Origin of the sequence: Pseudomonas sp. TR47 (genome assembly GCF_044143025.1) — a bacterium.
GTDB lineage: Bacteria > Pseudomonadota > Gammaproteobacteria > Pseudomonadales > Pseudomonadaceae > Aquipseudomonas > Aquipseudomonas putida_E.
Genome location: NZ_JBHFCS010000020.1, coordinates 25,556 through 49,860, shown reverse-complemented (window position 1 = coordinate 49,860; position 24,305 = coordinate 25,556). Strand labels below are relative to the sequence as shown.

22 protein-coding genes, 4 tRNA genes and 1 pseudogene are annotated in these 24,305 nt (G+C 62.5%); 15 read left to right on the top strand and 12 right to left on the bottom strand.

Annotated elements, in window-relative coordinates; translation table 11 throughout:
* Positions 1-21: 21 nt before the first annotated feature.
* The 4 genes and pseudogenes from ACEWE8_RS19570 to ACEWE8_RS19555 form a co-directional block, all read right to left on the bottom strand.
* A complete protein-coding gene (locus ACEWE8_RS19570; RefSeq protein WP_012313625.1) occupies positions 22-807 on the bottom strand; it encodes a sulfite exporter TauE/SafE family protein in 786 nt (261 codons plus the stop codon).
* 161 nt (positions 808-968) lie between these two features.
* Positions 969-1,709, bottom strand: coding sequence for a methyl-accepting chemotaxis protein (locus ACEWE8_RS19565; protein ID WP_371316843.1), 741 nt, complete (start codon positions 1,707-1,709; stop codon positions 969-971).
* Positions 1,710-1,826: 117 nt separating this feature from the next.
* A pseudogene (mcpA, locus tag ACEWE8_RS19560) lies at positions 1,827-2,849 on the bottom strand (methyl-accepting chemotaxis protein McpA); the annotation flags it as partial.
* 140 nt (positions 2,850-2,989) lie between these two features.
* Positions 2,990-3,868 (bottom strand): LysR family transcriptional regulator, encoded by an 879-nt coding sequence (locus ACEWE8_RS19555; protein WP_046787916.1) that lies wholly within the window; start codon positions 3,866-3,868, stop codon positions 2,990-2,992.
* Between the two features lie 101 nt (positions 3,869-3,969).
* Between ACEWE8_RS19555 and ACEWE8_RS19550 the strand changes: the two genes are divergently transcribed.
* Positions 3,970-4,398 (top strand): PACE efflux transporter, encoded by a 429-nt coding sequence (locus tag ACEWE8_RS19550; protein WP_012313628.1) that lies wholly within the window; start codon positions 3,970-3,972, stop codon positions 4,396-4,398.
* A 14-nt stretch (positions 4,399-4,412) separates the two neighbouring features.
* On the opposite strand, the gene ACEWE8_RS19545 is transcribed toward ACEWE8_RS19550, so the two are convergent.
* The 7 genes from ACEWE8_RS19545 to ACEWE8_RS19515 all read right to left on the bottom strand — a co-directional run bounded on the left by ACEWE8_RS19545 (position 4,413) and on the right by ACEWE8_RS19515 (position 12,150).
* A complete protein-coding gene (locus ACEWE8_RS19545; RefSeq protein WP_046787917.1) occupies positions 4,413-5,474 on the bottom strand; it encodes a hypothetical protein in 1,062 nt (353 codons plus the stop codon).
* Between the two features lie 75 nt (positions 5,475-5,549).
* Entirely contained in the window at positions 5,550-6,230 is a 681-nt protein-coding gene (locus ACEWE8_RS19540; protein ID WP_046787918.1) for a GntR family transcriptional regulator, read from the bottom strand.
* Between the two features lie 16 nt (positions 6,231-6,246).
* Positions 6,247-6,951 (bottom strand): FadR/GntR family transcriptional regulator, encoded by a 705-nt coding sequence (locus ACEWE8_RS19535; protein ID WP_046787919.1) that lies wholly within the window; start codon positions 6,949-6,951, stop codon positions 6,247-6,249.
* A gap of 44 nt (positions 6,952-6,995) precedes the next feature.
* Positions 6,996-8,306, bottom strand: a complete 1,311-nt coding sequence (locus tag ACEWE8_RS19530; RefSeq protein WP_046787920.1) for a C4-dicarboxylate transporter DctA — start codon at positions 8,304-8,306, stop codon at positions 6,996-6,998.
* A gap of 288 nt (positions 8,307-8,594) precedes the next feature.
* A complete protein-coding gene (locus ACEWE8_RS19525) occupies positions 8,595-9,080 on the bottom strand; it encodes an Lrp/AsnC family transcriptional regulator (RefSeq protein ID WP_046787921.1) in 486 nt (161 codons plus the stop codon).
* A 104-nt stretch (positions 9,081-9,184) separates the two neighbouring features.
* Positions 9,185-10,249: an ornithine cyclodeaminase gene (locus tag ACEWE8_RS19520; protein WP_046787922.1), complete on the bottom strand. Its 1,065-nt coding sequence runs from the start codon at positions 10,247-10,249 to the stop codon at positions 9,185-9,187.
* A gap of 143 nt (positions 10,250-10,392) precedes the next feature.
* Positions 10,393-12,150: a sigma-54-dependent Fis family transcriptional regulator gene (locus ACEWE8_RS19515; protein WP_046787923.1), complete on the bottom strand. Its 1,758-nt coding sequence runs from the start codon at positions 12,148-12,150 to the stop codon at positions 10,393-10,395.
* 231 nt (positions 12,151-12,381) lie between these two features.
* Here ACEWE8_RS19515 and ACEWE8_RS19510 point away from each other — a divergent pair, with 231 nt between their 5' ends.
* Genes ACEWE8_RS19510 through ACEWE8_RS19485 form a run of 6 tightly spaced genes read left to right on the top strand, consistent with a single transcriptional unit; the run spans position 12,382 to position 18,300 of the window.
* Positions 12,382-13,476, top strand: coding sequence for an ABC transporter ATP-binding protein (locus ACEWE8_RS19510; RefSeq protein WP_046787924.1), 1,095 nt, complete (start codon positions 12,382-12,384; stop codon positions 13,474-13,476).
* Positions 13,476-14,573 carry an ABC transporter ATP-binding protein gene (locus tag ACEWE8_RS19505; RefSeq protein WP_046787925.1) on the top strand — a complete coding sequence of 366 codons (1,098 nt, stop codon included), beginning with the start codon at positions 13,476-13,478 and terminating at the stop codon, positions 14,571-14,573. The genes ACEWE8_RS19510 and ACEWE8_RS19505 overlap by 1 nt, the downstream gene beginning before the upstream one ends.
* A complete protein-coding gene (locus ACEWE8_RS19500; protein WP_039603432.1) occupies positions 14,570-15,433 on the top strand; it encodes a carbohydrate ABC transporter permease in 864 nt (287 codons plus the stop codon). Before ACEWE8_RS19505 ends, ACEWE8_RS19500 begins: the two co-directional genes overlap by 4 nt.
* A gap of 3 nt (positions 15,434-15,436) precedes the next feature.
* Positions 15,437-16,237 carry a carbohydrate ABC transporter permease gene (locus tag ACEWE8_RS19495; RefSeq protein ID WP_039603433.1) on the top strand — a complete coding sequence of 267 codons (801 nt, stop codon included), beginning with the start codon at positions 15,437-15,439 and terminating at the stop codon, positions 16,235-16,237.
* 12 nt (positions 16,238-16,249) lie between these two features.
* Positions 16,250-16,522: a DUF2160 domain-containing protein gene (locus ACEWE8_RS19490; RefSeq protein ID WP_046787926.1), complete on the top strand. Its 273-nt coding sequence runs from the start codon at positions 16,250-16,252 to the stop codon at positions 16,520-16,522.
* 38 nt (positions 16,523-16,560) lie between these two features.
* The gene (locus ACEWE8_RS19485; protein WP_395589349.1) at positions 16,561-18,300 is read left to right on the top strand and encodes a carbohydrate ABC transporter substrate-binding protein; all 1,740 of its coding nucleotides are present in this window, start codon (positions 16,561-16,563) and stop codon (positions 18,298-18,300) included.
* 98 nt (positions 18,301-18,398) lie between these two features.
* On the opposite strand, the gene folD is transcribed toward ACEWE8_RS19485, so the two are convergent.
* The gene (gene folD / locus ACEWE8_RS19480; RefSeq protein WP_039603436.1) at positions 18,399-19,253 is read right to left on the bottom strand and encodes a bifunctional methylenetetrahydrofolate dehydrogenase/methenyltetrahydrofolate cyclohydrolase FolD; all 855 of its coding nucleotides are present in this window, start codon (positions 19,251-19,253) and stop codon (positions 18,399-18,401) included.
* A gap of 259 nt (positions 19,254-19,512) precedes the next feature.
* Between folD and ACEWE8_RS19475 the strand changes: the two genes are divergently transcribed.
* The 8 genes from ACEWE8_RS19475 to clpX all read left to right on the top strand — a co-directional run bounded on the left by ACEWE8_RS19475 (position 19,513) and on the right by clpX (position 24,182).
* Positions 19,513-19,589, top strand: a tRNA-Arg gene (locus tag ACEWE8_RS19475).
* A gap of 42 nt (positions 19,590-19,631) precedes the next feature.
* A tRNA-His gene (locus tag ACEWE8_RS19470) sits at positions 19,632-19,707 on the top strand.
* A gap of 54 nt (positions 19,708-19,761) precedes the next feature.
* Positions 19,762-19,846 (top strand) — tRNA-Leu (locus tag ACEWE8_RS19465).
* A gap of 36 nt (positions 19,847-19,882) precedes the next feature.
* Positions 19,883-19,958: transfer RNA gene (locus tag ACEWE8_RS19460), tRNA-His, on the top strand.
* Positions 19,959-20,197: 239 nt separating this feature from the next.
* Entirely contained in the window at positions 20,198-20,497 is a 300-nt protein-coding gene (locus tag ACEWE8_RS19455) for a DUF6388 family protein (RefSeq protein ID WP_046787928.1), read from the top strand.
* Positions 20,498-20,743: 246 nt separating this feature from the next.
* The gene (gene tig, locus ACEWE8_RS19450) at positions 20,744-22,057 is read left to right on the top strand and encodes a trigger factor (protein WP_046787929.1); all 1,314 of its coding nucleotides are present in this window, start codon (positions 20,744-20,746) and stop codon (positions 22,055-22,057) included.
* A gap of 91 nt (positions 22,058-22,148) precedes the next feature.
* Complete coding sequence (gene clpP, locus ACEWE8_RS19445; RefSeq protein WP_009683825.1) at positions 22,149-22,790, top strand: ATP-dependent Clp endopeptidase proteolytic subunit ClpP; 642 nt, start codon at positions 22,149-22,151, stop codon at positions 22,788-22,790.
* A gap of 108 nt (positions 22,791-22,898) precedes the next feature.
* A complete protein-coding gene (clpX, locus tag ACEWE8_RS19440) occupies positions 22,899-24,182 on the top strand; it encodes an ATP-dependent Clp protease ATP-binding subunit ClpX (RefSeq protein WP_012313645.1) in 1,284 nt (427 codons plus the stop codon).
* Positions 24,183-24,305 lie beyond the last annotated feature (123 nt).

Sequence of the window (24,305 nt, the reverse complement as noted above, 5' to 3'; positions counted from 1 at the left end):
GTCTCACGCCAAACCCTTTCCTCAAAACGCCAGCTTGTACCCGATCAGCAACAGCATCCCCGCCAGGCAGGGCCGCAGCACGCGGTCGGAGATCCGCCCGGTGAGGTGGCTGCCCAGGTAGATGCCGGGCAACGAGCCGAGCAGCAGGTAACCCAGCAGCGACCAGTCCATGTTGCCCATGCCGGCGTGGCCCAGGCCTGCGACCAGGGTCAACGGCACCGCGTGGGCGATCTCGGTGCCCACCAGGCGGCGGGTGACCAGGAACGGGTAAAGCAAAAACAGCGCCACTGTGCCCAGGGCGCCGGCACCGATCGAGGTGAGGGTTACCATGACACCCAGCACCACGCCGGTGAGGACGGTAAGGATGTTTAGGCTACGGTCGCTGAGTTGGTAATGGTCACCGGCATGGCGGTTGGCGAACGCTTGCAGCCGCGACTTGAACAGGATTGCCAGCGCAGTGAGGATCAATACCACCGCCAGGCCCTGCTTGATGATGCCATTGAGCGCCGAGGTGTCGGTGTGCAGGGTGCTCAGGAACCACAGGGTCAGCGCTGCTGCCGGGACGCTGCCCAGGCTGAGCAGGCCGGTGATTCTCCAATCGATGTTCTTGTTGCGGCTGTGCACCCACACGCCACTGGCCTTGGTGATGGCGGCGTATAGCAGGTCGGTGCCGACAGCGGTGGCTGGGCTGATGCCAAACCACAGCAGGATCGGCGTCATCAGCGAACCGCCACCGACGCCGGTCATGCCGACGATGAACCCCACAACCAGCCCGGCTATGGTGAAACCGAAAGAACCTACATCCATACGCTACTCGACTGCCCAGCTTTGCCCGTGATCGGATGGGTGCCAGCATATAGGTAGTTTATATAGCCAAATAGACTTGTTCGTTATTAGGTTATAACTGCCTGAGCTTCAGCGCCGGCACGCTCATCCCCTGCAGAAGGCGAGCGTGCCGGCACATCCCCTCAGATGCGGAAGCTGCCCACCAGTTGCTTCAAACGCCCGGCCTGCTGCGCCAGCGCATCGCAATGCTGCAGTGTCTGGTTGAGGTTCTCTACCCCTTGCTGGTTGAGCGCATTGATCTGGGTGATGTCCAGGTTCAGGCTTTCGACCACGGCGGTCTGCTCTTCGGTAGCGGTGGCCACCGACTGGTTCATGCCATCGATTTCGCCGATGCGCTGGGTCACGCTGGCCAGGCGCACGCCGGCCTGGTTGGCGACCTGCACGGTCTGTTCGCTGGACACCTGGCTGGTGTTCATGGTGTGCACCGCCTCACGCGAGCCGACCTGCAGGCTGGTGATCATGCGGTGGATCTCTTCCGCCGATTCCTGGGTGCGGTGCGCCAGGTTGCGAACCTCGTCGGCGACCACGGCAAACCCGCGCCCGGCTTCACCAGCACGGGCCGCTTCGATCGCGGCGTTGAGCGCCAGCAGGTTGGTCTGCTGGGAGATGCCCTTGATCACGTCGAGGATCTTGCCGATTTCGTCGGTGCTGGCATTGAGCGTTTCGATCTGTTCGCAGGATTCGCTGATGCGCTGCGACAGGGCGGTCATGGCGTTGATCGCTTCTTCCACCACTTCGCGCCCGCCATTGGCCTGCTCGCTGGCGCCGCTGGCGTGCTGCGAAGCGTCGGCAGCGTTGCGTGCGATTTCCTGAGTGGCGGCACCCAGTTGGTTGATGGCCGCAGCGACACTGTTGGTGCGCATGCTCTGCTCTTCGGAACCTATGATCGAGGCATTGGAGGCGTTGACCACCTTTTCCGACAGGTCGTGCACCAGCCGCGTGGCCGACGACACTTCGCTGATCGAGGTGTGAATGCGTTCTACAAAGTGGTTGAACGAGGTGGCCAGCTCGCCGAACTCGTCCTTGCGCTGCACGGCAAGGCGGCGGGTCAGGTCGCCTTCACCTTCGGCGATGTCGCGCATGGCGCGGCCCATGGTGGTCAGCGGGCGCATCAGCACCGGGATCAGCAAGCCCAGCAGCCCGGCGATGGCCGCCACGGCAATGACCATGGCGATGATCGCCGAGGTGCGGAACTGGCCCAATGCGGCGTAGGCCTTGTCCTTGTCGATCGACAGGCCGATATACCACTGGGCAGACGGCAAGCCGGCCACCGGGGCAAAGGAGATCAACCGCTGTTGGCCATCGAGGGTGACATCCTGCATGCCGGGCTCCACGCGCAAGCCAGCGCCTGGGTAGATGTCCTTGAGGTTCTTCATCACCTGGTCTTTGTCGGGGCTGACGATCACCTGGCCGCTGCTGTCGGCGAGGAAGGCGTGGCCGATGCCGCCGAAGTCGACCGAGTTGATGATCTGCACCAAGGTATCGAGGGTCAGGTCGCCGCCGACCACTCCGAGCATTTCGCCGTCACGCTTCACCGGCGTGGCGATGGTCACCATCAGGCCTCCGACAGCGCCCTGGTAAGGGGCGGTAAGCACGGTCTGCCCGGCGCTTGCGGCGGCGCCATACCAGGGGCGCTGGCGTGGGTCGTAACCGGCCGGCATCTGGGCATTGGGGCGCTGGGTGAACACACCATTGGCCTGGCCCAGGTAGGTGAAGAGGAAGTTTGTTGTGTAAGAAGGCTGCTCGATCAGCCCGGCCAGGGTATCGCCCGTCCCTTGTTCAGCAATGTCCTGGGCCAGGTTCTCCAGCACCAGGATGCGCCCGCTCATCCAGTTCTGCACGCTGCTGGCAGTCAGCGCACCGGACTGCTGCACCGACGATTCGATGTTCTGGGCGATGGTATTGCGTTGCAGGTAATCGTTGTAGAGCGTGAACAGGGCAAAGGCCAGTACCACGACGCCGCACGCGCTGAGGAGGATCTTGTGGCGAAATTTCAGGTTCATGTTTCGAGACCTTGAGCCATGGAGGGAAGGGCACTGCGCGCTTGTGGCGCGATGGGCCTGTCCACTCTGGTATCGGCAAATCTCATAAAAAATTGAAGCACTTACGTCATCAGGCTGAGGCGATTTCGACGGACGGTGCGCTAGCAGTTGGCTAGCTGTTCGATCAGCAGACGCGCCGCTTGGCGCAGCGGTTGCTGCCTGCGCCAGAAGGCATGAATCGGCAACTGAAGTTCGTTGCGGGTATTGCCAAAACGCAGGCGCACCAGGCGCCCGGCAGCGATCAGTGGCGCCACCCTGGCCAAGGGCAAATCGCCCCAGCCAAGGCCTGCTTCGACCATTTGCACGGCGAAGTCGAAACTGTCGGTGGACCAGTGCGTGGCGCCGATCAGCGCGCGCGGGTCGGCCAGCGGCAGGTCGCGGCTGCGCACCAGGATCTGGCGCACGTTGATCAGGTCTTCCAGGTAGCGGATGCGCCCGTCGCGCAGTGCCGGGTGCGCCGGTGACAGGGTGGCAACCAGCGATTGCGTACCAATGTGCTGGAACCCCCGGCGGGCATCGACGTGCAGGCCGGCGAAGGCCAGGCACAGGTCGGCACGGCCGCTGTCGAGCAACTGCAATGCGTCTTCCTGCGGGGCGCTGAGCAGTTGGATGTCCAGCAGCGGGTAGCGCTCACCCAGGCTGGCGATGGCAGTAAACAGCGGGCGCTGATCGATGTCCGGGACCACGGCGAGGGTCAGGCTGCTTTCCAGCCCTTGCGACAACTCCAGTGCGTGCACCTGCAATAGCCCCAGTTGCTCGGCGATCAGCCTGGCGTGTGGCTCTAGCGCCGCAGCCTGGGCGGTGGGGTGAACCTCGCGCGGGCCACGCTCGAACAGGGGGTAGCCCAGTTCGGCTTCAAGGTTGCCGATGGCCATGCTGACGGCAGAAGGTACCCGGCCAAGGGTGCGCGCCGCAGCGGAAAACGAACCCCGGTCGAGCACGGCGAGGAACAGCTGGATATTGTCACTGGAAAAGTTCATGTCGGCCTCCTATCAGTCAATCTGAAAGCTACCGACTTTTTCTGTCAATAAATTTGAATCATTCTCGCGCCCTTCGCTTGATTCCACATGAGGTAAAACCGGTGCAAGGACTGAAACGCAAACTGGTCTACGTGACTTTCTACGAGCTGATCGGCTTGTGCATGTCGACGCTGGGGCTGGCTTACTTGTCCGATACCCAGGCTTCGCATACCGGGCCGCTGGCGGTGATGATCACCACCATCGCCATGCTCTGGAACCTGATTTACAACAGCCTGTTCGAGTATTGGGAGAGCCGCCAGGCCAAGCGCGGCCGCAGCGTGGCGCGGCGGGTGGTGCATGCCGTCGGTTTCCAGCTGACCCTGGTGGTGTACCTGATCCCGCTGATTGCCTGGTGGCTGGGCATGAGCCTGGTCGAGGCGTTCCTGGTGGACCTTGCCTTTATCATCCTGGTGCCGTGCTACACCTTTGCCTACAACTGGGCGTTCGACCGCATCTTCGGTCTGCCGGCATCGGCCATGGCCACCGCCTGAGGGTGTCGGTACCGCTATGGCGGCAGGCGGATCAACAAGGGTTCCTGCCGCGCAGGTTGTTCCGGTTGCACGGCCGGGTCCACTGGCCGCGGCGCACTGGCCAGCAAACTGTCCTCGACCTGCCCCGACAGGTAGTACACCCCCGCCATGGCGCCGCTCTGGCGGTTCTCCATCAACTCCTGCCATTCCTGATTGAGCGCCACGTTGAGGATCACCCGCAATTGCTCGACCATCTCCGGGTGATCGCGATCGTGGGTGATCATGCCGTAGCCGGCTGCCGCCACCGAGATCATCGCCCCGGCCACCTTGCCCACCGCACTGGCCACGGCACTGGCAATGCCGCGAGGGGCCAGGGTGGCGCCAAGCTTTTCGCTGGCGCGGGTGGCCACCGACGACAGGCCTACGTCGGTCTGCCCCGGGCCCTTGGCCGCTTGCCGGTGCAGGTGGTCGCGCAGGGCGAGCCAGGCGGGTTGCTGGTCGAGTGGCTTGGCCTTGAGCAATTGATAGAGGCTGGCGTTGCGCGCCGGCGGCGGCCCCAGGGCAATGGCCGGGACCCGGTTCAGGCGCTGGCTGAGCTGATCGGGTGGGGCGTTGTAGCGCTGGATGATGGCCGGCAGTTGCTGGCCAAAGAGTTGCAGGTACAACTCGCAGGCGCGGTCGCGGATGACTTCGGGGTTGATCTGCTCGGCCACCGGCTCGATCACCCGGTTCTGGTACTGCTCCTGCAGGTACAGGGCCAGGCGTTTTTCCGCAGGCTCGCGGCCCTCACCGCTGTTGAGCTTGTACCAGGCGACCTTGAGGGTCAGCCATTGCTGGGTCCAGTAACCGGTGAACCAGGGAATGAAGTGGCTTTCGGTACGTTGCTGTACTTGTTCTTTCCATACCCGCATCGAGCGCCGCGCATAGTCGTTGGCCGAGCCTGCGGCGCCTACCGATGCATCGATCAGTTCCTGGTCGATGCGTTGCCAGGCGGCGGAGGTCAGCACGGCGGGCGGTGGCGGGGCAGGCGGGCGCTTGCCGGCGCAGCCGCCGAGGGCCAGCAGAAGGCAGAGCAGCACGAGGATGCGTGGGTTCACACGACCGCCTCCCGGGTTTCGAGGCTGGGTGGTTAACCGAGTATAGGGCCGGTGATCGGCTGCGCATGCGCCCTGTCAGGCGAGGTCGAGTTTTTCTTCCAGGCGGTCCAGGTGCTCGTCCATCAGTGCAAGCGCCGCTGCCGCGTCACCAGCCTCCACGGCATCGATGATCGCCGCGTGCTCTTGCCAGGCACAGTGGTCGCAGCAGGGCGATTCATAGCGGGCGATGATCAAAGACGTCATCGGCACCAGACCGTTGAGAAAACGTGCCAGCGGTGCATTGGCGGCCACCTGGGCAAGCTTGAGGTGGAATTCGCCGCCCAGGCGGATTGCCGCGCAACGTTCGCCACGCTCGTGGTGCTGGCGCTCGCGCTCCACCAGCGAACGCAGTTGGCGGATCTGCGCCGGCCGCGCGCGTTGCGCTGCCAGGCTGATCAGGGTGGTTTCGGCCAGGCGCCGGGCGCTCAGCACCTGGCGCGCCTGTTGTGGATCAGGGGCGGCCAGGTGCGCGGTGTGGCTGGGGCGCTGCACCACCACCTGCTGGTCCGAGAGGCGCCCGAGTACCCGGCGGATCACCGTGCGGCTGACGCCGAAGGCGTTGCCCAGTGCCTGCTCGGGCAGCAGGCTGCCGGGTGGCAAGCGCTGCTCGAGAATCGCGTCGAACAGGCGGGGGTAGATCTGCTCGGCCGACAGGCGGGTTTCGCCGGCCCCGAGCAGGGCAGGCAGGTGGGGGGCGGCGTGGGCGCAGGCGGTCATGGTCGCTCTCCTGGGGTCATTGGCGCGGATGGTCATCCGGGATGTTCAGTTCGATGCCCATCCGCTGCCCTTCGGCAAGGATGTGCTGGCGCATCTGGGCGCTGGCCTGGGCACTGTTGCGGTCGCGAATGGCGCGTACCACGGCTTCGTTTTCCTTGAGCCGCGCAGCAAGGTGTTCGGGTGAGTTGCGCAGCATGTTGGCGCTTTGCTTGAGGGCATTGCCGGTCTGCTGTACCACGCTCTGGAAAATCGGGTTGGTGGTCAGCGCGAACAGCGCCTCGTGGAAGGCGATGTAGGCCTTGGCCCCGGCATCGCTGTCATCGGCATCCAGCGCTTCGCGCATGTCCATCAGGGTCAGGCGTAGCTGGCCGATGTCCTGGCTGTTGGCCGATTGCGCCACCAGGCCGACGATGAACGGTTCGAGGGTGTAGCGCAGCTCCAGGACATCGGCCAGGCTCGCCGCAGCGCTGCTGTCGACGCCTGGCTCCAGCACGGCCGTTTCGGCATCCAGCACCAGTACGCCCTTGCCCGGCATGGAGCGCACCAGGCCGAGGGTCTCGAGAACGGTCACGGCTTCGCGCAGGCTGGGGCGGCTGATGCCCAACTGTTCGGCCAGCTCGCGCTGGCCAGGCAGCATGTCGCCGGAGCGCCACTGGCCGCGGGCCAGGGCCTGGCGCAGTTTTTCCACCACTGAGTTGACGACGGTCGATGAGCTGATCACGGTTTTCTCCTGAAAGGGCCGGCGTCAGCGCCGGCCACGTGGGCTCAGAATTCCTGTTGATGGGCGTTGGGCTGCTTGCGAGGTGCATGGGCAAAGCCGGGTTTGCCATCGAGCACGTTCTGCGCACGCTCCAGATCGATGTCTTTTTCCCAGCGGGCAATGGCCACGGTGGCCACGCAGTTGCCGATCAGGTTGGTCAGCGCCCGGCCGATGCCCATGAACCAGTCCACTGCCAGTACCAGTACCAGGCCTACCACCGGGATCGCCGGCACGGCGGTGAGGGTGGCGGCGAGGATAACCAGTGCCGAGCCTGGGATGCCGTGAGCGCCTTTGGACGTCACCAGTGACACCAGCAGGATGGTCAGCAGGTCGGTCATCGCCAGCGGCGTACCGGTGGCGTTGGCGATGAACACGATGGCCAGGGTCAGGTAGATGGAGAAGCCGTCAAGGTTGAACGAGTAGCCGGTCGGGATCACCAGGCCAACGGTGGAGCTGCCAATGCCCAGGTGCTCGAGCTTGCGCATGATCTGCGGCAGCACGGCATCGGAGGAAGCGGTGCCCAGGACGATGGTCAACTCTTCGCGCAGGTACTTGATGAAAGGCAGCAACTTGAGCCCCGACACGCGCATCACAGTGCCCAGGATGATCAGCACGAAGCCCGCACAGGTCAGGTAGAACAACGCTACCAGGCCACCCAGGTGCTGCAGCGACTCCAGGCCATATTTGCTGGTGGTGAAGGCGATGGCGCCGAAGACGCCGATCGGCGCCAGGCGCACGATCATGCCCATGATGCGGAAAATCACGTGGCTGAGTTCGTTGATCAACCGCGAAATACCGGCGGCCGAGTCACCCACCAGGTTCAGCGCGCTGCCGAACAGCACCGAGAACAGCAAGACTTGAAGGATGTTGTTGTCGGCGAAGGCGCCCACCACGGAGGTGGGGATCAGGTCCATGAAGAACGCGGTGGCGCCATGGATATGCTGGCCGCGCTCGGCCAGGCCGCTGGCGTCGGCAGCAGAAAGCTGATCCAGGTGGATGTTGGCGCCGCTGCCGATGCCGCTGGTAAAGGCGAACACCAGGCCGATCACCAGGGCGATGGTGGTCAACACTTCAAAGTAGATCACCGATTTCAGGCCGATGCGCCCGACTTTCTTCAGGTCGCCGGCACCGGAAATGCCGCTGACCACCACGCAGAAGACGATCAGGCCGATAAGCATCTTGATCAGCTTGATGAAGCCGTCGCCGAGGGGTTTGAGCTGCAGGGAAAGGTCGGGGAAACTGAGGCCGCAGGCGATGCCGAGGGCAAGGCCGAGCACAACTTGCAGGAAGATCGAACGCGAGCACCATTTGAGCATGGGAGTGATCTCTGATCGGTGTCCTTGCTTCGGTGCCGCACGGGGCGAAAGAGCGCAGGACTTATTTATTTTTGTGGTCTTACCGGTTTGTTCAGCGCGAAGTCATAAAAGCGCGAAAAATCCGAATATGCAAGGTTTTTTGGCCTTACCGGTCTGACCAGTTGTGGGGCATTTCGGCTTGCCGGGCTCTAGTTCGGTGCGTGCTGCAGATTGAGGTGATGCGCCGTTGGCCGGCATTTGCCAATACCTGCAGGGTGTTAGCAATCGGCCTGCCAACTTCTTGCCCGATCAGGGCGGCGGGGCGATGCTTTTGACCGAAGCCAGTTCAGGGTGGGCCACCAGCTTGTCGATGTGCAGGGCGTCGTCGTTCATCCAGCTTTCGCTCAGCACCCGATAGTGCTCCATGTCGCGACAGCGCACGCGCAAGCTGTAGTCGAAATGGCCACTGATCAGCTGGCATTCATGAACGTCAGGGCAGGCCAGCATGGTTGCCTCGAACGCCTTTTGTGCGGACCGCCCGCGCAGGTTGGAAAGGGCTACGAGTACCAGCAGTGACAGCCCTGGTGCGAGCTTCTGCGGGTCGATGATTGCGCCATAACCGCGGATCACGCCGCGCCGTTCCAGCTTGCGTACGCGTTCCAGGCAGGGGCGCGGAGTAAGATGCACCAGGGTCGAGAGCTTTTCGAAGGTGATGCGGCCATCGACGCGCAGTATGTCGATGATGGCTTGGTCGATGCGGTCCAGCGGGGCAGAGGTGGCGTCCTTGGTGTCCATGCGCGGTGCTTCTTTTTTGAAGGCGGGGCATGGACAGGTTAGGCGGTTATCGGGTGATCGTCCTCACGCGCCGGCGATTGGGCTGCGCAGCAGCCCTAGGTCCGTCAGGCGCAGGCGCTGTCGGCCCGGTGCACTGAACGAACCGCCACCACCCGAGGCTGCAGCAGTGCATACAAGTCCTTGGGGTTTTCCAGCACCGGTACCAGCCCGATATCCTGGCCGATCCCTAACGTGAGCGCTGTATCGAGCACGTAGCGCAGTGCCGAATAATCTTCCAGCGCAAAACCTACCGAATCGAACAGGGTCACCTGGTCGGCGTTTTCACGGCCCTGAACAAGGCCTGCGACCACCTGCCAGAATGGGAAGACCGGCGAATCGGCCGGCATTTGCTGGATTTCGCCTTCGACCCGGCTTTGCGGCTCGTACTCAACGATCACCCGGGCCCGCTCGACGATGGCGCGGTGCAGCTCGGTCTTGCCTGGGCAGTCGCCGCCCACGGCGTTCAGGTGCACGCCCGGTTCGATCATGTCCGGCGTGAGGATGGTCGCGTAGGTCTTGTCTGCCGTGACCGTGGTGACGATATCGGCACCGCGCACGGCTTCGGCGACGCTGTGGGCGACGCTCACCTTGAGCCCTGGGCGGCCCGCCAGGTTGGCCACCAGCTTCGCCGTGGCTGCAGGGTCGATGTCGAACAGGCGGATCTCGTCGATGCCCAGCAGGGTCTTGAAGGCGATGGCCTGGAATTCGCTTTGCGAACCGTTGCCGATCAGCGCCATGCTGCGGCTGTCTTCACGCGCCAGGTAGCGGGCGGCGAGGGCCGAAGTGGCGGCGGTACGCATCGCTGTGGTCAGGGTCATCTCGCTGAGCAGCAGCGGCGCACCGGAGCCAACGTCGCTCAAGGCGCCAAAGGCCATCACCGTGGGCAGGCCGAGGCGGGTGTTCTTCGGGTGGCCGTTGACATACTTGAAGGCATACCGGCTGGAGTCGGAAACCGGCATCAGTTCGATCACGCCGTCCGCCGAATGATTGGCCAGGCGCGGGCACTTCTCGAAATCGTCCCAGCGCAGGTAGTCCTGACGGATGTACTCGGCCATCTCCACCAGGCAGGTGGCCAGGCCTTTGCGGTTGACCAGGCGGGCGAGGTCTTGCACATCGATGAAACGGGTCATGGCATCTCCCTGCAACTTGCCGGTTGGGCTGTAGGGATATTGTCGGGCGATCAGGGCGGGAATGCCGGCTGAAAAAGGCGGTGCGGGCAGCGGGGCCGGCTGACTTCAGGGCGAGGGCAGCCGAATCGGCTGTCGTCCCTCGGTCATTGCTCGCGCAGGCGTTTGTACAGTGTCGTCCGGCTGATCCCCAGGGCCCGCGCCACGGCCGAGAGGTTGCCATTGGCCCGTTTCAGCAGGCTGTGCAGGTCCGTCTCATCGTCACTGCAGTCGCTCACCACCGGGCGCCCTTGTGTTTCAGCCAGAAATACGCCAGGCAGATGTTCGACGCCGACCGGCCCATCGCCTGCCAGTGCCAGCGCCACCTGCATCACACTCACCAGCTCGCGCACATTGCCCGGCCAGGGGTGGCGGTCAAGCAGTTCGAGGATAGGCTGCCCCAAGCGCTGGGGTTGGTGAGGGTCGCGATAACGTGCGTGGATGTGCTCGATCAATGCTCGCCGGTCAGTGCGCTCGCGCAGCGCCGGCAACACGACCGCCATTGCCGCGATGCGGTAGTAGAGGTCCTGGCGAAAGCGCCCCGCACGCACCTCTTCGGTCAGGTCCCGATTGCTTGCCGAGACCACGCGGATATCCACCGCTACCGGTTCGCCGCTGCCCAGTGGCTGAATGCTGCGCGATTGCAGCACGCGCAGCAGGCGGGCCTGGGTCGGCAGCGGCATGTCGCCGATTTCGTCGAGGAACAGGATGCCCTGGTCGGCCTTGCGGATCAGCCCCGGGTTGCCCTTGTGATGAGCGCCGGTGAAGGCGCCTTTGTCATAACCGAACAACTCCGATTCCACCAGCTCTGCCGGGATCGCCGCACAGTTGACCGCAATCAACGGCTGGCGGGCACGGCTGCTGGCGCGGTGCAGGGCCTGGACGAAGACTTCCTTGCCGACGCCGGTTTCACCCTGGACCAGCAGCGGGATGTCTTTTTCCAGCATCAGGCTGGCCTGGGCCAGGGCCTTTTCCATGCGTGGGTCGCCACTGCCAAGCGCTGAGCGCGGGGGGCTTTGCCGGGGTGCTTGCCACTGGCAGTGGAAGCGGTTGCGCCCGGCTGCCTGCAAAGCGAATGGCTGTTGCTGGGGGTGGGCAAGCAACTGGCACAAGGGGATCTGGAACAGTTGCTCGACGTTTTGTTGCAGCGGGTTGCCGCCCAGCAGGCTGTCGGCTCGATGATTGGCGGCGAGTACCTGGCCACGCTCATCGAATACCAGCAGCCCGGCCCAGGGGCTGTCGAGGTTGTCGCAGGCGCTGTTGAACAGCAATTGGGCGTGCTGTTCGGTATGCTGCGCAAGGATCAGGCGATTCTCCAGGCTCTGGCCCATCATGCGCACCAGGCCGAGGGTCTGGGTGGCCGGCAGGTAGCCGTCGCTGGCCACATCGAGCACCCCGACCAGTTGCCGCAGGGCATCGTACAGCGGGGCTGCGGCGCTGGCCATGTAGCGGTTCTGGCGCAGGAAGTGTTCGTCCTGGCCAACATGGACGGGCTCGGCGCAGACCAGCGCGGTACCCAGCGCATTGGTGCCCACGCCCCGTTCGTGCCAGTGGGCACCGGCACTGAAACCGTGCTGGTGCTGGGGGCAGACGAAGCGTCGCGAACCCCAGGTCTCGAGCAGGCAGCCGTTGGCGTCGGCGAGCATCACCAGGTAGCTGGCATTGCCCAGCAGGTGCGCGTACTGCGGCAGCACGCCATCGCGGGTGTGTTGCAACAGTGCCTGGCGCCGCTCCAGCAGGGCGCTGAGTTCGGCCTTGGTCAGGCAATCGAAGTCGGGGGCGCTCTGTGGCTGCAGGCCGTGATCGCGGCAGCGCGCCCAGGAGGCCTGGATCAGTTGGGCATGGGTCGAAGTGGCGGTGGCCATGGGCCTGTCCTGTGTGATTGTTGTTATCAGCCGACCGCTGTTGAGTGTCGTCCACCGTTGTTCATTGTCAAACCCGCCACTGTTCAGGTGTTCAGGTGTTCAGCGAAAGTGTTCAGTTGTGAATCGCTGCTGGCCTGTCGGCACCGTCAAAGCCGCAGGCCAGAGGGCCAGAGTGGAACTGGCACGGAACTGGCTGTCTGTGCCGGACAACCACAATAACAAGGTCCTGCCATGTCTCTGGTGCTGGAACAGGTCAGCCGCAGTGTCGATAACCAGCCCTGGATCATCGACGCGTCCCTGCAGTTCGAGCCTGGCTCGTTCAACGTGCTGCTTGGCCGGACCCTCGCCGGCAAAACCAGCCTCATGCGCCTGATGGCCGGGCTCGACCACCCCGACCGTGGCCGCGTGCTGATGGCGGGTGAAGATGTCACTGGCGTGCCGGTGCGCCGGCGCAATGTGTCGATGGTGTATCAGCAGTTCATCAATTACCCGACCCTGAGCGTGTACGAGAACATCGCCTCACCCCTGCGCCAGGCGCGCCTGGCCGAGCCGGACATCCGTCGGCGCGTGCAGGAAACTGCCGAAATGCTGCGTATCGAACCCTACCTGCAACGCTTGCCGTTGGAGCTGTCTGGCGGCCAACAGCAGCGCACGGCGATGGCCAGGGCGCTGGTCAAGGATGCCGGGTTGATCCTGTTCGATGAGCCGCTGGTCAACCTCGACTACAAGCTGCGCGAAGGGCTGCGCCAGGAGCTGCGCGAGTTGTTCGCCGCGCGCAACTGCATTGCCGTGTATGCCACCACCGAGCCCAACGAAGCGCTGGCACTGGGCGGCACCACCACCCTGGTGCACGAGGGGCGAATCGTCCAGAGCGGGCCGACGGCCGAGGTCTACCAGCGGCCCGGCAGCGTGCTGGCCGCCGAGTTGTTCAGCGAGCCGCCGATCAACCTGATACCGGGGCGTATCAATGGCAATGAGGTGAGCCTGGCCCAGGCCGTGCACTTCGCCCGCAATGTCGACCTGCACCGCCTGGGCGACGGCGATTACCGCTTTGGCGTGCGCCCCAGCCACCTCACTCTGGTGCCGGCGCACGATGACGACCTGGAACTGGCGGTGCGGGTGGAACTGGCCGAGATCAGCGGTTCCGAGACATTTCTGCATGTGCGTAACGAGCACTGGCCGATGGTCCTGCACCTGCCGGGGGTGCACGAGTATCAGGTGGATACGCCGATCCGTGTCTTCATACCCACCCACAAGCTGTTCGTTTTCGACAGCGCCGGGGCACTGGTACAGGCACCGGGCCTGCGCCAGGCAAGGAGCGCCTGATGGCCGAAATCCGCCTGCGCCAGCTGGCGCACAGCTACAGCCGGCAACCCACCGCCGAGGGCGACTACGCGCTGCATCAACTGGAGCACGTGTGGGAGCAGGGCGGCGCTTATGCGTTGCTCGGGCCTTCCGGGTGTGGCAAGTCGACCTTGCTGAACATCATCTCGGGGCTGCTAACACCGTCCCATGGCCAGGTGCTGTTCGACGGCAAGCCGGTCAATGACCTTTCGCCGCAGCAGCGCAACATTGCCCAGGTGTTTCAGTTCCCGGTGGTGTACGACACCATGACGGTGTTCGACAACCTGGCGTTCCCTTTGCGCAACCAGGGCCTGGACGAAGCCAGGGTGCGCACGCGGGTCGAGGAAATCGCCGAAGTGCTCGACCTGGGCGCAGTGCTGAAGAAAAAGGCGCGCAACCTCAGCGCCGACGAAAAGCAGAAAGTGTCCATGGGCCGTGGCCTGGTGCGCGATGACGTCTCGGCCATCCTTTTCGACGAGCCGTTGACGGTGATCGACCCGCACCTGAAATGGAAGTTGCGGCGCAAGCTCAAGCAGATCCATGAGCAGTTCAACATCACCATGATCTACGTGACCCACGATCAACTGGAGGCTTCGACCTTCGCCGACAAGATCGCGGTGATGCATGGCGGGCGCATCGTCCAGTTCGGCACCCCGCGTGAGCTGTTCGAGCGGCCCCGGCATACCTTTGTCGGCTACTTCATCGGCAGCCCGGGGATGAACCTGATCGACGTGCGCGCCGACGCGGCGGGGGTCGCGTTCGGCGATGTACACCTGGCACTGCCCGACGGCCTGCGCGAACGCTTGGCGGGCACGCGCGGCGGGCGCCTGCAAGTGGGCATTCGCCCGGAGTTCGTGCAGCTGTGGGACAGCCCATTCGAGGGCGCCTTGCCTGGGCGAGTGCTGGACGTCGAGGACCTGGGCACCTATCGCATCGTCACCCTGGTGCTTGGCGGCGTGGCGCTCAAGGCGCGCCTGGCAGAAGATCGCCCGGTGCCGGTGGCACATGCCTGGGTCAGCCTGCCGACGCAGTGGCTGCTGCTGTACGTCGACGATCTGCTGCTGGAGGCCGTGCCATGAACAAGGTGCCGAACAACAAGGCCTGGTGGCTGGTGCTGCCGGTGTTCCTGCTGGTGGCGTTCAGTGCCGTGATGCCGATGATGACGGTGGTCAACTATTCGGTGCAGGACATTTTCGACCAGTCCAGCCGCTACTTCGTCGGCGCCGACTGGTACCGCCAGGTGTTGCGCGACCCGGCATTGCACGATGCCTTGCTGCGCCAATTCATCTATTCCGCCTGCGTGCTGCTGATCGAAATTCCGCTGGGCATCGGCATCGCCCTGACCATGCCGACCAAGGGGCGGCTGGCTTCGGTATGCCTGATCGTCATGGCCATCCCGCTGCTGATCCCGTGGAATGTGGTCGGCACCATCTGGCAGATCTTTGGCCGCGCCGATATCGGCCTGCTCGGTGCCACGCTGGCCAAGCTTGGCGTCAGCTACAACTATGCCGGCGACCCGTTCGACGCCTGGCTCACCGTGCTGGTGATGGACGTCTGGCACTGGACATCACTGGTGGCGCTGCTGTGCTACTCGGGCCTGCGCGCCATCCCCGACGTGTACTACCAGGCCGCGCGCATCGACCGGGCATCGGGCTGGGCGGTGTTCCGGCATATCCAGTTGCCCAAGCTCAAGAACGTGCTGCTGATCGCGGTGATGCTGCGCTTCATGGACAGCTTCATGATCTACACCGAGCCGTTCGTGCTGACCGGAGGCGGGCCGGGTAACGCCACCACCTTCCTCAGTCAGACCCTGACCCGCATGGCGGTCGGGCAGTTCGACCTGGGCCCGGCGGCGGCGTTCTCGCTGGTGTATTTCCTGATCATTCTGCTGGTGTCGTGGCTGTTCTATACCGCCATGACCCACGCCGACAAGGACTAGGCCATGAGTACACGCAAGACGCTGGCCCTGCTGCTGTACTTCTTCTTCCTGCTGGTGCCGATCTACTGGCTGCTGAACATGTCGTTCAAGAGCAACACCGAGATACTTGGTGGCCTCACCCTGTGGCCGCAGGCGTTCACCCTCGACAACTACCGGGTGATCTTCACCGATGCCAGCTGGTACAGCGGCTACATCAACTCGCTGTACTACGTGTGCCTGAACACGCTGATTTCACTGCTGGTGGCGCTGCCGGCGGCCTATGCCTTCTCGCGCTACCGCTTCCTCGGTGACCGCCACCTGTTCTTCTGGTTGCTGACCAACCGTATGGCCCCACCTGCGGTGTTTCTGCTGCCGTTCTTTCAGCTCTATTCGTCCATCGGCCTGTTCGATACGCACATTGCCGTTGCCCTGGCCCACTGCCTGTTCAACGTGCCGCTGGCAGTGTGGATTCTCGAGGGGTTCATGTCGGGCGTGCCGAAGGAGATTGATGAAACCGCCTACATCGACGGTTACAGCTTCCCGCGTTTCTTCGTGAAAATTTTCATTCCGCTGATCGGCTCCGGCATCGGCGTGACGGCGTTTTTCTGCTTCATGTTTTCCTGGGTCGAACTGTTGCTGGCGCGCACCCTGACTTCGGTGAACGCCAAGCCGATTGCCGCCGTGATGACCCGCACGGTGTCTGCTTCGGGCATCGACTGGGGCGTGCTGGCGGCGGCAGGGGTGTTGACCATCCTGCCAGGCATGCTGGTGATCTGGTTCGTTCGCAACCATGTGGCCAAGGGCTTTGCCCTGGGCCGGGTGTGAGGAGGGCAACGCATGGAGTGGATGGCCTGGACCTTGCCCACGGCGCTGTTCTTCGCCGTCGTCGGCGTACTGCTGCTGTGCATGACCCTGTTCGAACTGCGCCGCCCCTGTGTGGAGCGGCGCGGCTTTCTGCCGATCGTCACCAGCCGTGGCGACCGGTTGTTCATCGGCCTGTTGGTCAGCGCCTACCTGCACTTGCTGGTAGTCGGGGTCAGCGATTGGCCTTTATGGGTGGCCTCGCTGCTGTCGCTGGGCTGGCTCGTGGTGGTGCTGCGCTGGGGCTGAGCGACGGCTCCGGGGAATAACTCAAACGGGAGAGCACAATGTTCCATAACAAACACAACCGGCGACATTTGACCCTGGCCGCGATGCTGGTACTGGCGGGCGTACACGGTGCGGCGTGGGCCGACCAGTACGAGGATGCGGCGTCGAAATGGATCACCAGCGAGTTCAAACCGTCGACCCTGGCGCCGCAGCAGCAGTTGGCCGAACTCAAGTGGTTCATCAAGGCCGCCGAGCCGTTTCGCGGGATGAAGATCAATGTGGTGTCGGAAACCATCACCACCCATGAGTACGAGTCCAAGGTGCTGGCCAAGGCTTTCAGCGAGATCACCGGGATCCAGCTGACCCACGACCTGCTGCAGGAAGGCGACGTGGTGGAGAAGCTGCAGACGCAGATGCAGTCGGACAAGAACATCTACGACGGCTGGGTCAACGACTCCGACCTGATCGGTACGCACTTTCGCTACGGCAAGGTGGAGTCGATCACTGATCTGATGGCCAACGAAGGCAAGGACTACACCTCGCCGACCCTGGACCTGAAGGACTTCATTGGCATTTCGTTCACCACCGCGCCGGATGGCAAGGTTTATCAGTTGCCCGACCAGCAGTTCGCCAACCTGTACTGGTTCCGCGCCGACTGGTTCGAGCGGCCCGAGCTCAAGGCCAGGTTCAAGGAAAAGTACGGTTACGAGCTGGGCGTGCCGGTGAACTGGTCCGCCTATGAGGACATCGCCAAATTCTTCACCGAAGACGTCAAGGAAATCGATGGCAAGCGCGTCTATGGCCACATGGACTATGGCAAGAAGGACCCTTCGCTGGGGTGGCGCTTCACCGATGCCTGGTTCTCCATGGCCGGTGGTGGCGACAAAGGGCTCCCCAATGGCCTTCCAGTGGACGAGTGGGGCATCCGCGTGGAGGATTGCCACCCGGTAGGGTCCAGCGTGACCCGTGGCGGCGACACCAATGGCCCGGCGGCCGTCTATGCCACGCAGAAGTACGTCGACTGGATGCGCGCCTATGCGCCCAAGGAAGCGCAAGGCATGACCTTCTCCGAGGCTGGCCCGGTGCCTGCGCAAGGCAACATCGCCCAGCAGATCTTCTGGTACACCGCCTTTACCGCCGACATGACCAAGCCGGGGCTGCCGGTGGTCAACGCTGACGGCACGCCGAAGTGGCGCATGGCGCCCTCGCCCAAGGGGCCATACTGGGAGGAGGGGATGAAGCTGGGCTATCAGGACACCGGCTCCTGGACCTTCTTCAAGTCCACCCCCGAGAAGCAGCGCCTGGCCGCTTGGCTATACGCCCAGTTCGTCACCTCCAAGACCGTGTCGTTGAAAAAGACCATCGTTGGCCTGACGCCGATCCGCGAGTCGGACATCAACTCCCAGGCCATGACCGACCTGGCGCCCAAGCTTGGCGGGCTGGTGGAGTTCTATCGTAGCCCGGCACGGGTGCAATGGACCCCGACCGGGACCAACGTGCCGGACTATCCTCGCCTGGCACAACTGTGGTGGAGCCATATCGCCGAAGTGGCCAGTGGCGAGAAAACGCCGCAAGAAGCGCTGGATGGCTTGGCCCGCGATCAGGACCGCATGATGGAGCGGTTGCAGCGTTCCAATGCCCAGGCCACCTGCGCGCCTAAGCTGAACCCTGAAAAAGACGCACAGTACTGGTTCGATCAGCCGGGGGCGCCAAAACCGAAACTGGCCAACGAGAAGCCCAAGGGCGAGACGGTCAGCTATGACGAGCTGCTGAAATCGTGGGAGTCGGCGCGCAAGTGACCGGCTAGGGACCCAAATGGGTTCATCGTCGGCAAGCTGCTGAATCCAAGGCAAAAAAACGGCACCTGTCAGAGGTGCCGTTTTCATTTCACGCAAGCTTACTTATGCAGCTCTTCTGCCGCATACAGCGTGTTTTCCAGCAGGCAGGCCCGGGTCATCGGCCCTACGCCGCCCGGCACCGGCGTGATCCAGCCCGCGCGGGGCAGGGCGGTCTCGTAGACCACATCGCCGACCAGCTTGCCGTCTTCCTGGCGGTTGATGCCCACGTCGATGACGATGGCGCCTTCCTTGACCCACTCACCCTTGACCAGCCCCGGCTTGCCGGCAGCCACGACCACCAGGTCGGCACGGCCGACATGACCGGCCAGGTCCTTGGTGAAGCGGTGGCAGACGGTCACGGTGCAGCCGGCCAGCAGCAGCTCCATGGCCATCGGGCGGCCAACGATGTTGGAAGCGCCGACGATCACGGCGTCCATGCCATACAGGTCCTGACCGGTGCTTTCGAGCAGGGTCATGATGCCTTTAGGGGTGCACGGGCGCAGCAGCGGAATACGCTGGGCCAGGCGGCCGATGTTGTACGGGTGGAAGCCATCGACGTCCTTGTCCGGACGGATGCGCTCGAGCAGCAGCGATGCATCCAGGTGTGCAGGCAGCGGCAGTTGCAGCAGGATGCCGTCCACTGCCGGGTCGTCGTTGAGGCGGTCGATCAGCTCGGTCAGGGCTTGCTGCGTGGTTTCGCTGGGCAGATCGAAGGCCTGCGAAATGAAACCGACCTCTTCGCAGTCCTTGCGCTTGTGCGAGACATAGACTTGGGAGGCGGGGTCGGTGCCGACCAGGATCACCGCCAGGCCCGGCGTGCGCAGGCCTTGCTGGCGACGCTCCTCGACACGTTGAGCGATCTGCTTGCGCAGGTTGGCGGCGATCGCCTTGCCATCGATTAGGTGTGCAGTCATAGACGCGTGATTAACCATCGAGAAAGGAACAATAAAGAGGGCGCATTCTCGCACGACACGGCCCGAGGGCAAAGGCGGGTGGTCGGGCAAATGCCCTAACCCCTTAAATAATTTAAATTTTTTATAGAAAGGTGTTGACGCTTATACGGGTCGCCTATAAGATTCGCCGCACTTGTCGGGCACAGCCTAGCACTGGTTGGCGAAGTCGGGCAGAATGAGTGGTTTTAGTATTGCTCGTTCGGTTAGGCTTTACGCTTATGCGCCCGTAGCTCAGCTGGATAGAGCATCCGCCTTCTAAGCGGATGGTCGCAGGTTCGAGTCCTGCCGGGTGCGCCATTAGGCAGCTTGGGCAAGCAAGTGAGGCAGTAAAGCGATATGGTGGGCGTAGCTCAGTTGGTAGAGCGCCGGATTGTGATTCCGGTTGTCGTGGGTTCGATTCCCATCGTCCACCCCATATTCTTCAGAGGCGCCTTGATTGTAGATCTGGCGCCTTTGTTTTAAGCGTTATGCGGACGTGGTGAAATTGGTAGACACACTGGATTTAGGTTCCAGCGGCGCAAGCTGTAAGAGTTCGAGTCTCTTCGTCCGCACCATGTTTATGTAAGGTTGTACCGTAACACCGCAATATGGTGGGCGTAGCTCAGTTGGTAGAGCGCCGGATTGTGATTCCGGTTGTCGTGGGTTCGATTCCCATCGTCCACCCCATATTTTCGAAGGCGCCTTGATTGTATGATCAGGCGCCTTTGTTGTTTCTGCGTTATGCGTACGAGCGCGTAACTATGCAGCCTCGCCGGCAAGCCGGCTCCTGCAGGGGCGCGCAGTTCTTGAGGCCTGCGCAATAGCTCTGCCAGCCCTTGCAATCCTCTGGCGACACCCCAATAAAAGCTGATAGATTTCAGTCGGTTGAAATACCGGCTGGATTAGGCCAGCAAAGGATTAATCCAATGATTGCAAAAGAAGCCCGTCAAGCGCTGGCGCTTCAGCGCTTCGCCGAGGCCAATCCGCAACTGCTCGAGGAAATCCGTGGGCTGGATGCGCGCGAACAGGCCCAGCAGATCGAATGGGCGTTCGAGGATGCCGCCGACCAGCAGGGCATCCAGCCTTGGGAGCTGGCGCTGCAGTTGATCGCCGAAAGCCCCGAGCAACTGCAGGCCATGCGCCTGGAGACCCATCGCGAAGTGGCCCAAGCGCTGGGTATGGCTTGGGAAGAGTACTGCCAGTTCAATGAAATCGACCCTGAATAAGGGCGTTTTTGCGGGCTGTAGTTGTTTGACAAAGTATTACGGTTGCGTGCCGCCGACGGCGTTGCGCAGCCTGCATATATATAGAGGCCCGGCGATACGCCGTGCGGGCCTTGCAAGCTAATCGACCGGCGTGGTTTCCCGTCGTCCCGGGTGGGGTGACTTCTGGTGCGTGACTCACTAGAATGCTTGCCCTTGATTCTGGAGTCGGGCTAACGCCGGCTAACGTCTGTGCAACGAGGAATATCCATGCAAGTTTCTGTTGAAAACACTTCCGCTCTCGAGCGCCGCATGACCATCGCCGTTCCGGCCGAGCGCGTCGAGAACGAAGTCAACAAGCGTCTGCAGCAGACTGCCAAGCGCGCCAAGGTCGCGGGCTTCCGCCCAGGCAAAGTGCCGATGAGCGTGATCCGCCAGCGTTTCGAAGCCGATGCCCGTCAAGAGGCTTTCGGTGACCTGGTCCAGGCTTCCTTCTACGAAGCCATCGTCGAGCAGAAGCTGAACCCGGCTGGCGCGCCTGCTGTAGAGCCGAAGTCCTTCGAAAAGGGCAAGGACCTGGAGTTCGTCGCCATCTTCGAAGTGTTCCCAGAGTTCGCCGTTGCCGGCCTGGAGTCGATCAGCGTCGAGCGCCTGAGCGCCGAAGTGGCTGATGCCGACCTGGACAACATGCTGGAAGTGCTGCGCAAGCAGAACGTGCGCTTCGAGGCCGTCGAGCGCGCTGCCGAGAAAGACGACCAGGTCAACATCGACTTCGTCGGCAAGATCGACGGTGAAGCCTTCGCCGGTGGTTCGGCCAAGGGTACCCAGCTGGTACTGGGCTCCGGCCGCATGATCCCAGGCTTCGAAGACGGCCTGGTTGGCGCCAAGGCTGGCGAAGAGCGCGTTGTCAACGTGACCTTCCCTGAGGATTACCAGAACCTGGACCTGGCTGGCAAAGCTGCCGAGTTCACCATCACCGTCAACAGCGTTTCGGCACCTCAGCTGCCAGAACTGAACGAAGAGTTCTTCGCCCAGTTCGGCATCAAGGAATCGACCCTGGAAGGCTTCCGCGCCGAAGTTCGCAAGAACATGGAGCGTGAACTGCGTCAGGCGATCAAGACCAAGGTGAAGAACCAGGTCATGGACGGTCTGCTGGCCGCCAACCCGATCGAAGTGCCGAAGGCTCTGCTGGAAAATGAAGTCAACCGCCTGCGCGTCCAGGCTGTTCAGCAGTTCGGTGGCAACATCAAGCCTGAGCAGCTGCCGGCCGAGCTGTTCGAAGAGCAAGCCAAGCGCCGTGTGGTGCTGGGCCTGATCGTCGCCGAAGTGGTCAAGCAGTTCGAACTGAAGCCGGACGAAGGCAAGGTTCGCGAAATGATCGAAGAAATGGCTTCGGCTTACCAGGAGCCTGAGCAGGTCATCGCTTGGTACTACAAAAACGACCAGCAGATGAACGAGGTACGTTCGGTTGTACTGGAAGAACAAGTTGTAGATACTGTTCTGCAGAAAGCGACTGTGACCGACAAATCGGTCTCGTACGAAGAAGCCGTAAAACCAGCACAGGCTCCTGCCGAAGCTGAGTAAGGCGGCCCTCTCGTAGGAAACCCCCACAAGCCAGCCTTCGCGCTGGCTTGTGCGTATTCAAGCCATGACTATTTGGGAGTGAGCGCAGGACATGTCCCGCAATTCTTATATTCAGCAGAGCTCTGACATCCAGGCCGCAGGCGGCCTGGTCCCGATGGTTATCGAGCAGTCCGCCCGTGGCGAACGTGCCTATGACATCTACTCGCGCCTGTTGAAGGAGCGAGTGATCTTCCTGGTCGGCCCGGTAGAGGACTACATGGCCAACCTGGTAGTGGCGCAGATGCTGTTCCTTGAGGCGGAAAACCCGGACAAGGATATCCATCTTTACATCAACTCCCCAGGCGGCTCGGTAACGGCTGGCATGTCGATCTACGACACCATGCAATTCATCAAGCCGGACGTCTCGACCATCTGCATCGGCCAAGCCTGCAGCATGGGTGCCTTCCTGTTGGCCGCCGGTGCCAAGGGCAAGCGTCACTGCCTGCCTAACTCGCGGGTGATGATTCACCAGCCGCTCGGCGGCTTCCAGGGCCAGGCGACCGATATCGAGATCCATGCCCAGGAAATCCTCAACATCAAGGCGCGTCTGAACGAGCTGCTGGCCTACCACACCGGCCAGGATCTGGAGACCATCAAGCGCGACACCGAACGTGACAATTTCATGAGCGCCTCGCGCGCGGCCGAGTACGGCCTGATCGACTCGGTATACGACAAGCGGCAACTGGCCTCCTGAACCCAGGTGCCAGAGCAGGCAGGCGCCCAAAGCGCCTACCTGCGGACTTGAAAAAGCCCGCAATTGCCTTCATCTTGTGTTGCAAGCCTACCGGATTGGATCGATCGAATGACTGACACCCGTAACGGCGAGGACAGCGGCAAATTGCTTTATTGCTCCTTCTGCGGCAAAAGCCAGCACGAAGTGCGCAAACTGATTGCCGGGCCCTCGGTATTTATCTGCGACGAGTGCGTCGACCTGTGCAACGACATCATCCGAGAGGAGGTGCAGGAAGCCCAGGCCGAAAGCAGCGCGCACAAATTGCCTTCGCCGAAAGAAATCAGCGGCATTCTGGACCAGTATGTGATTGGTCAGGAGCGCGCCAAGAAGGTGCTTTCGGTAGCGGTGTACAACCACTACAAGCGCCTGAACCAGCGTGACAAGAAAGGTGACGAGGTTGAACTCGGCAAGAGCAACATCCTGCTCATCGGGCCTACAGGCTCGGGCAAGACCCTGCTCGCCGAAACCCTGGCTCGCCTGTTGAACGTGCCGTTCACCATTGCTGACGCCACCACCCTGACCGAAGCCGGTTACGTGGGTGAGGACGTCGAGAACATCATTCAGAAACTGCTGCAGAAGTGCGACTACGATGTGGAAAAGGCTCAGATGGGCATTGTCTATATCGACGAGATCGACAAGATTTCGCGCAAGTCGGACAACCCGTCGATCACTCGTGACGTTTCGGGTGAAGGCGTGCAGCAGGCACTGCTCAAGCTGATCGAAGGCACCGTTGCCTCCGTTCCGCCGCAAGGGGGGCGCAAGCACCCGCAACAGGAATTCCTGCAGGTGGATACCCGCAACATCCTGTTCATTTGCGGTGGCGCCTTCTCAGGCCTGGAAAAGGTCATCCAGAACCGCTCCACCAAGGGTGGCATCGGTTTTGGCGCTGAAGTACGCAGCAAGGAAGAGGGCAAGAAGGTTGGCGAGTCGCTGCGTGAAGTCGAGCCGGATGACCTGGTCAAGTTTGGCCTGATCCCCGAGTTCGTCGGCCGTCTGCCGGTTCTGGCAACCCTCGACGAGCTGGACGAGGCTGCGCTGATGCAGATCCTCACTGAGCCGAAGAACGCCCTGACCAAGCAGTACGCCAGGCTGTTCGAGATGGAAAGCGTTGACCTTGAGTTCCGCAGTGATGCGCTCAAGGCCGTCGCACGCAAGGCCCTGGAGCGCAAGACTGGCGCCCGCGGCCTGCGTTCGATCCTCGAGGGCGTTCTGCTCGACACCATGTATGAAATTCCTTCGCAGAAGGAAGTCAGCAAAGTGGTGATCGACGAGAGCGTCATCGAAGGCACTTCGCAGCCGTTGCTGATCTACGAGAACAGCGAGCCGCAAGCCAAGGCCGCACCCGACGCCTGAGTCGGTCAGGTGGCAGCAAGCAAGAAAGGGGCCCATGCGGGCCCCTTTCTGCTTTTCCTGTGCAAGCGCTTGTAATTTCCCAGGCGTGCCCCCACATTAGGTCCAAGCATCATTTCCACCGGT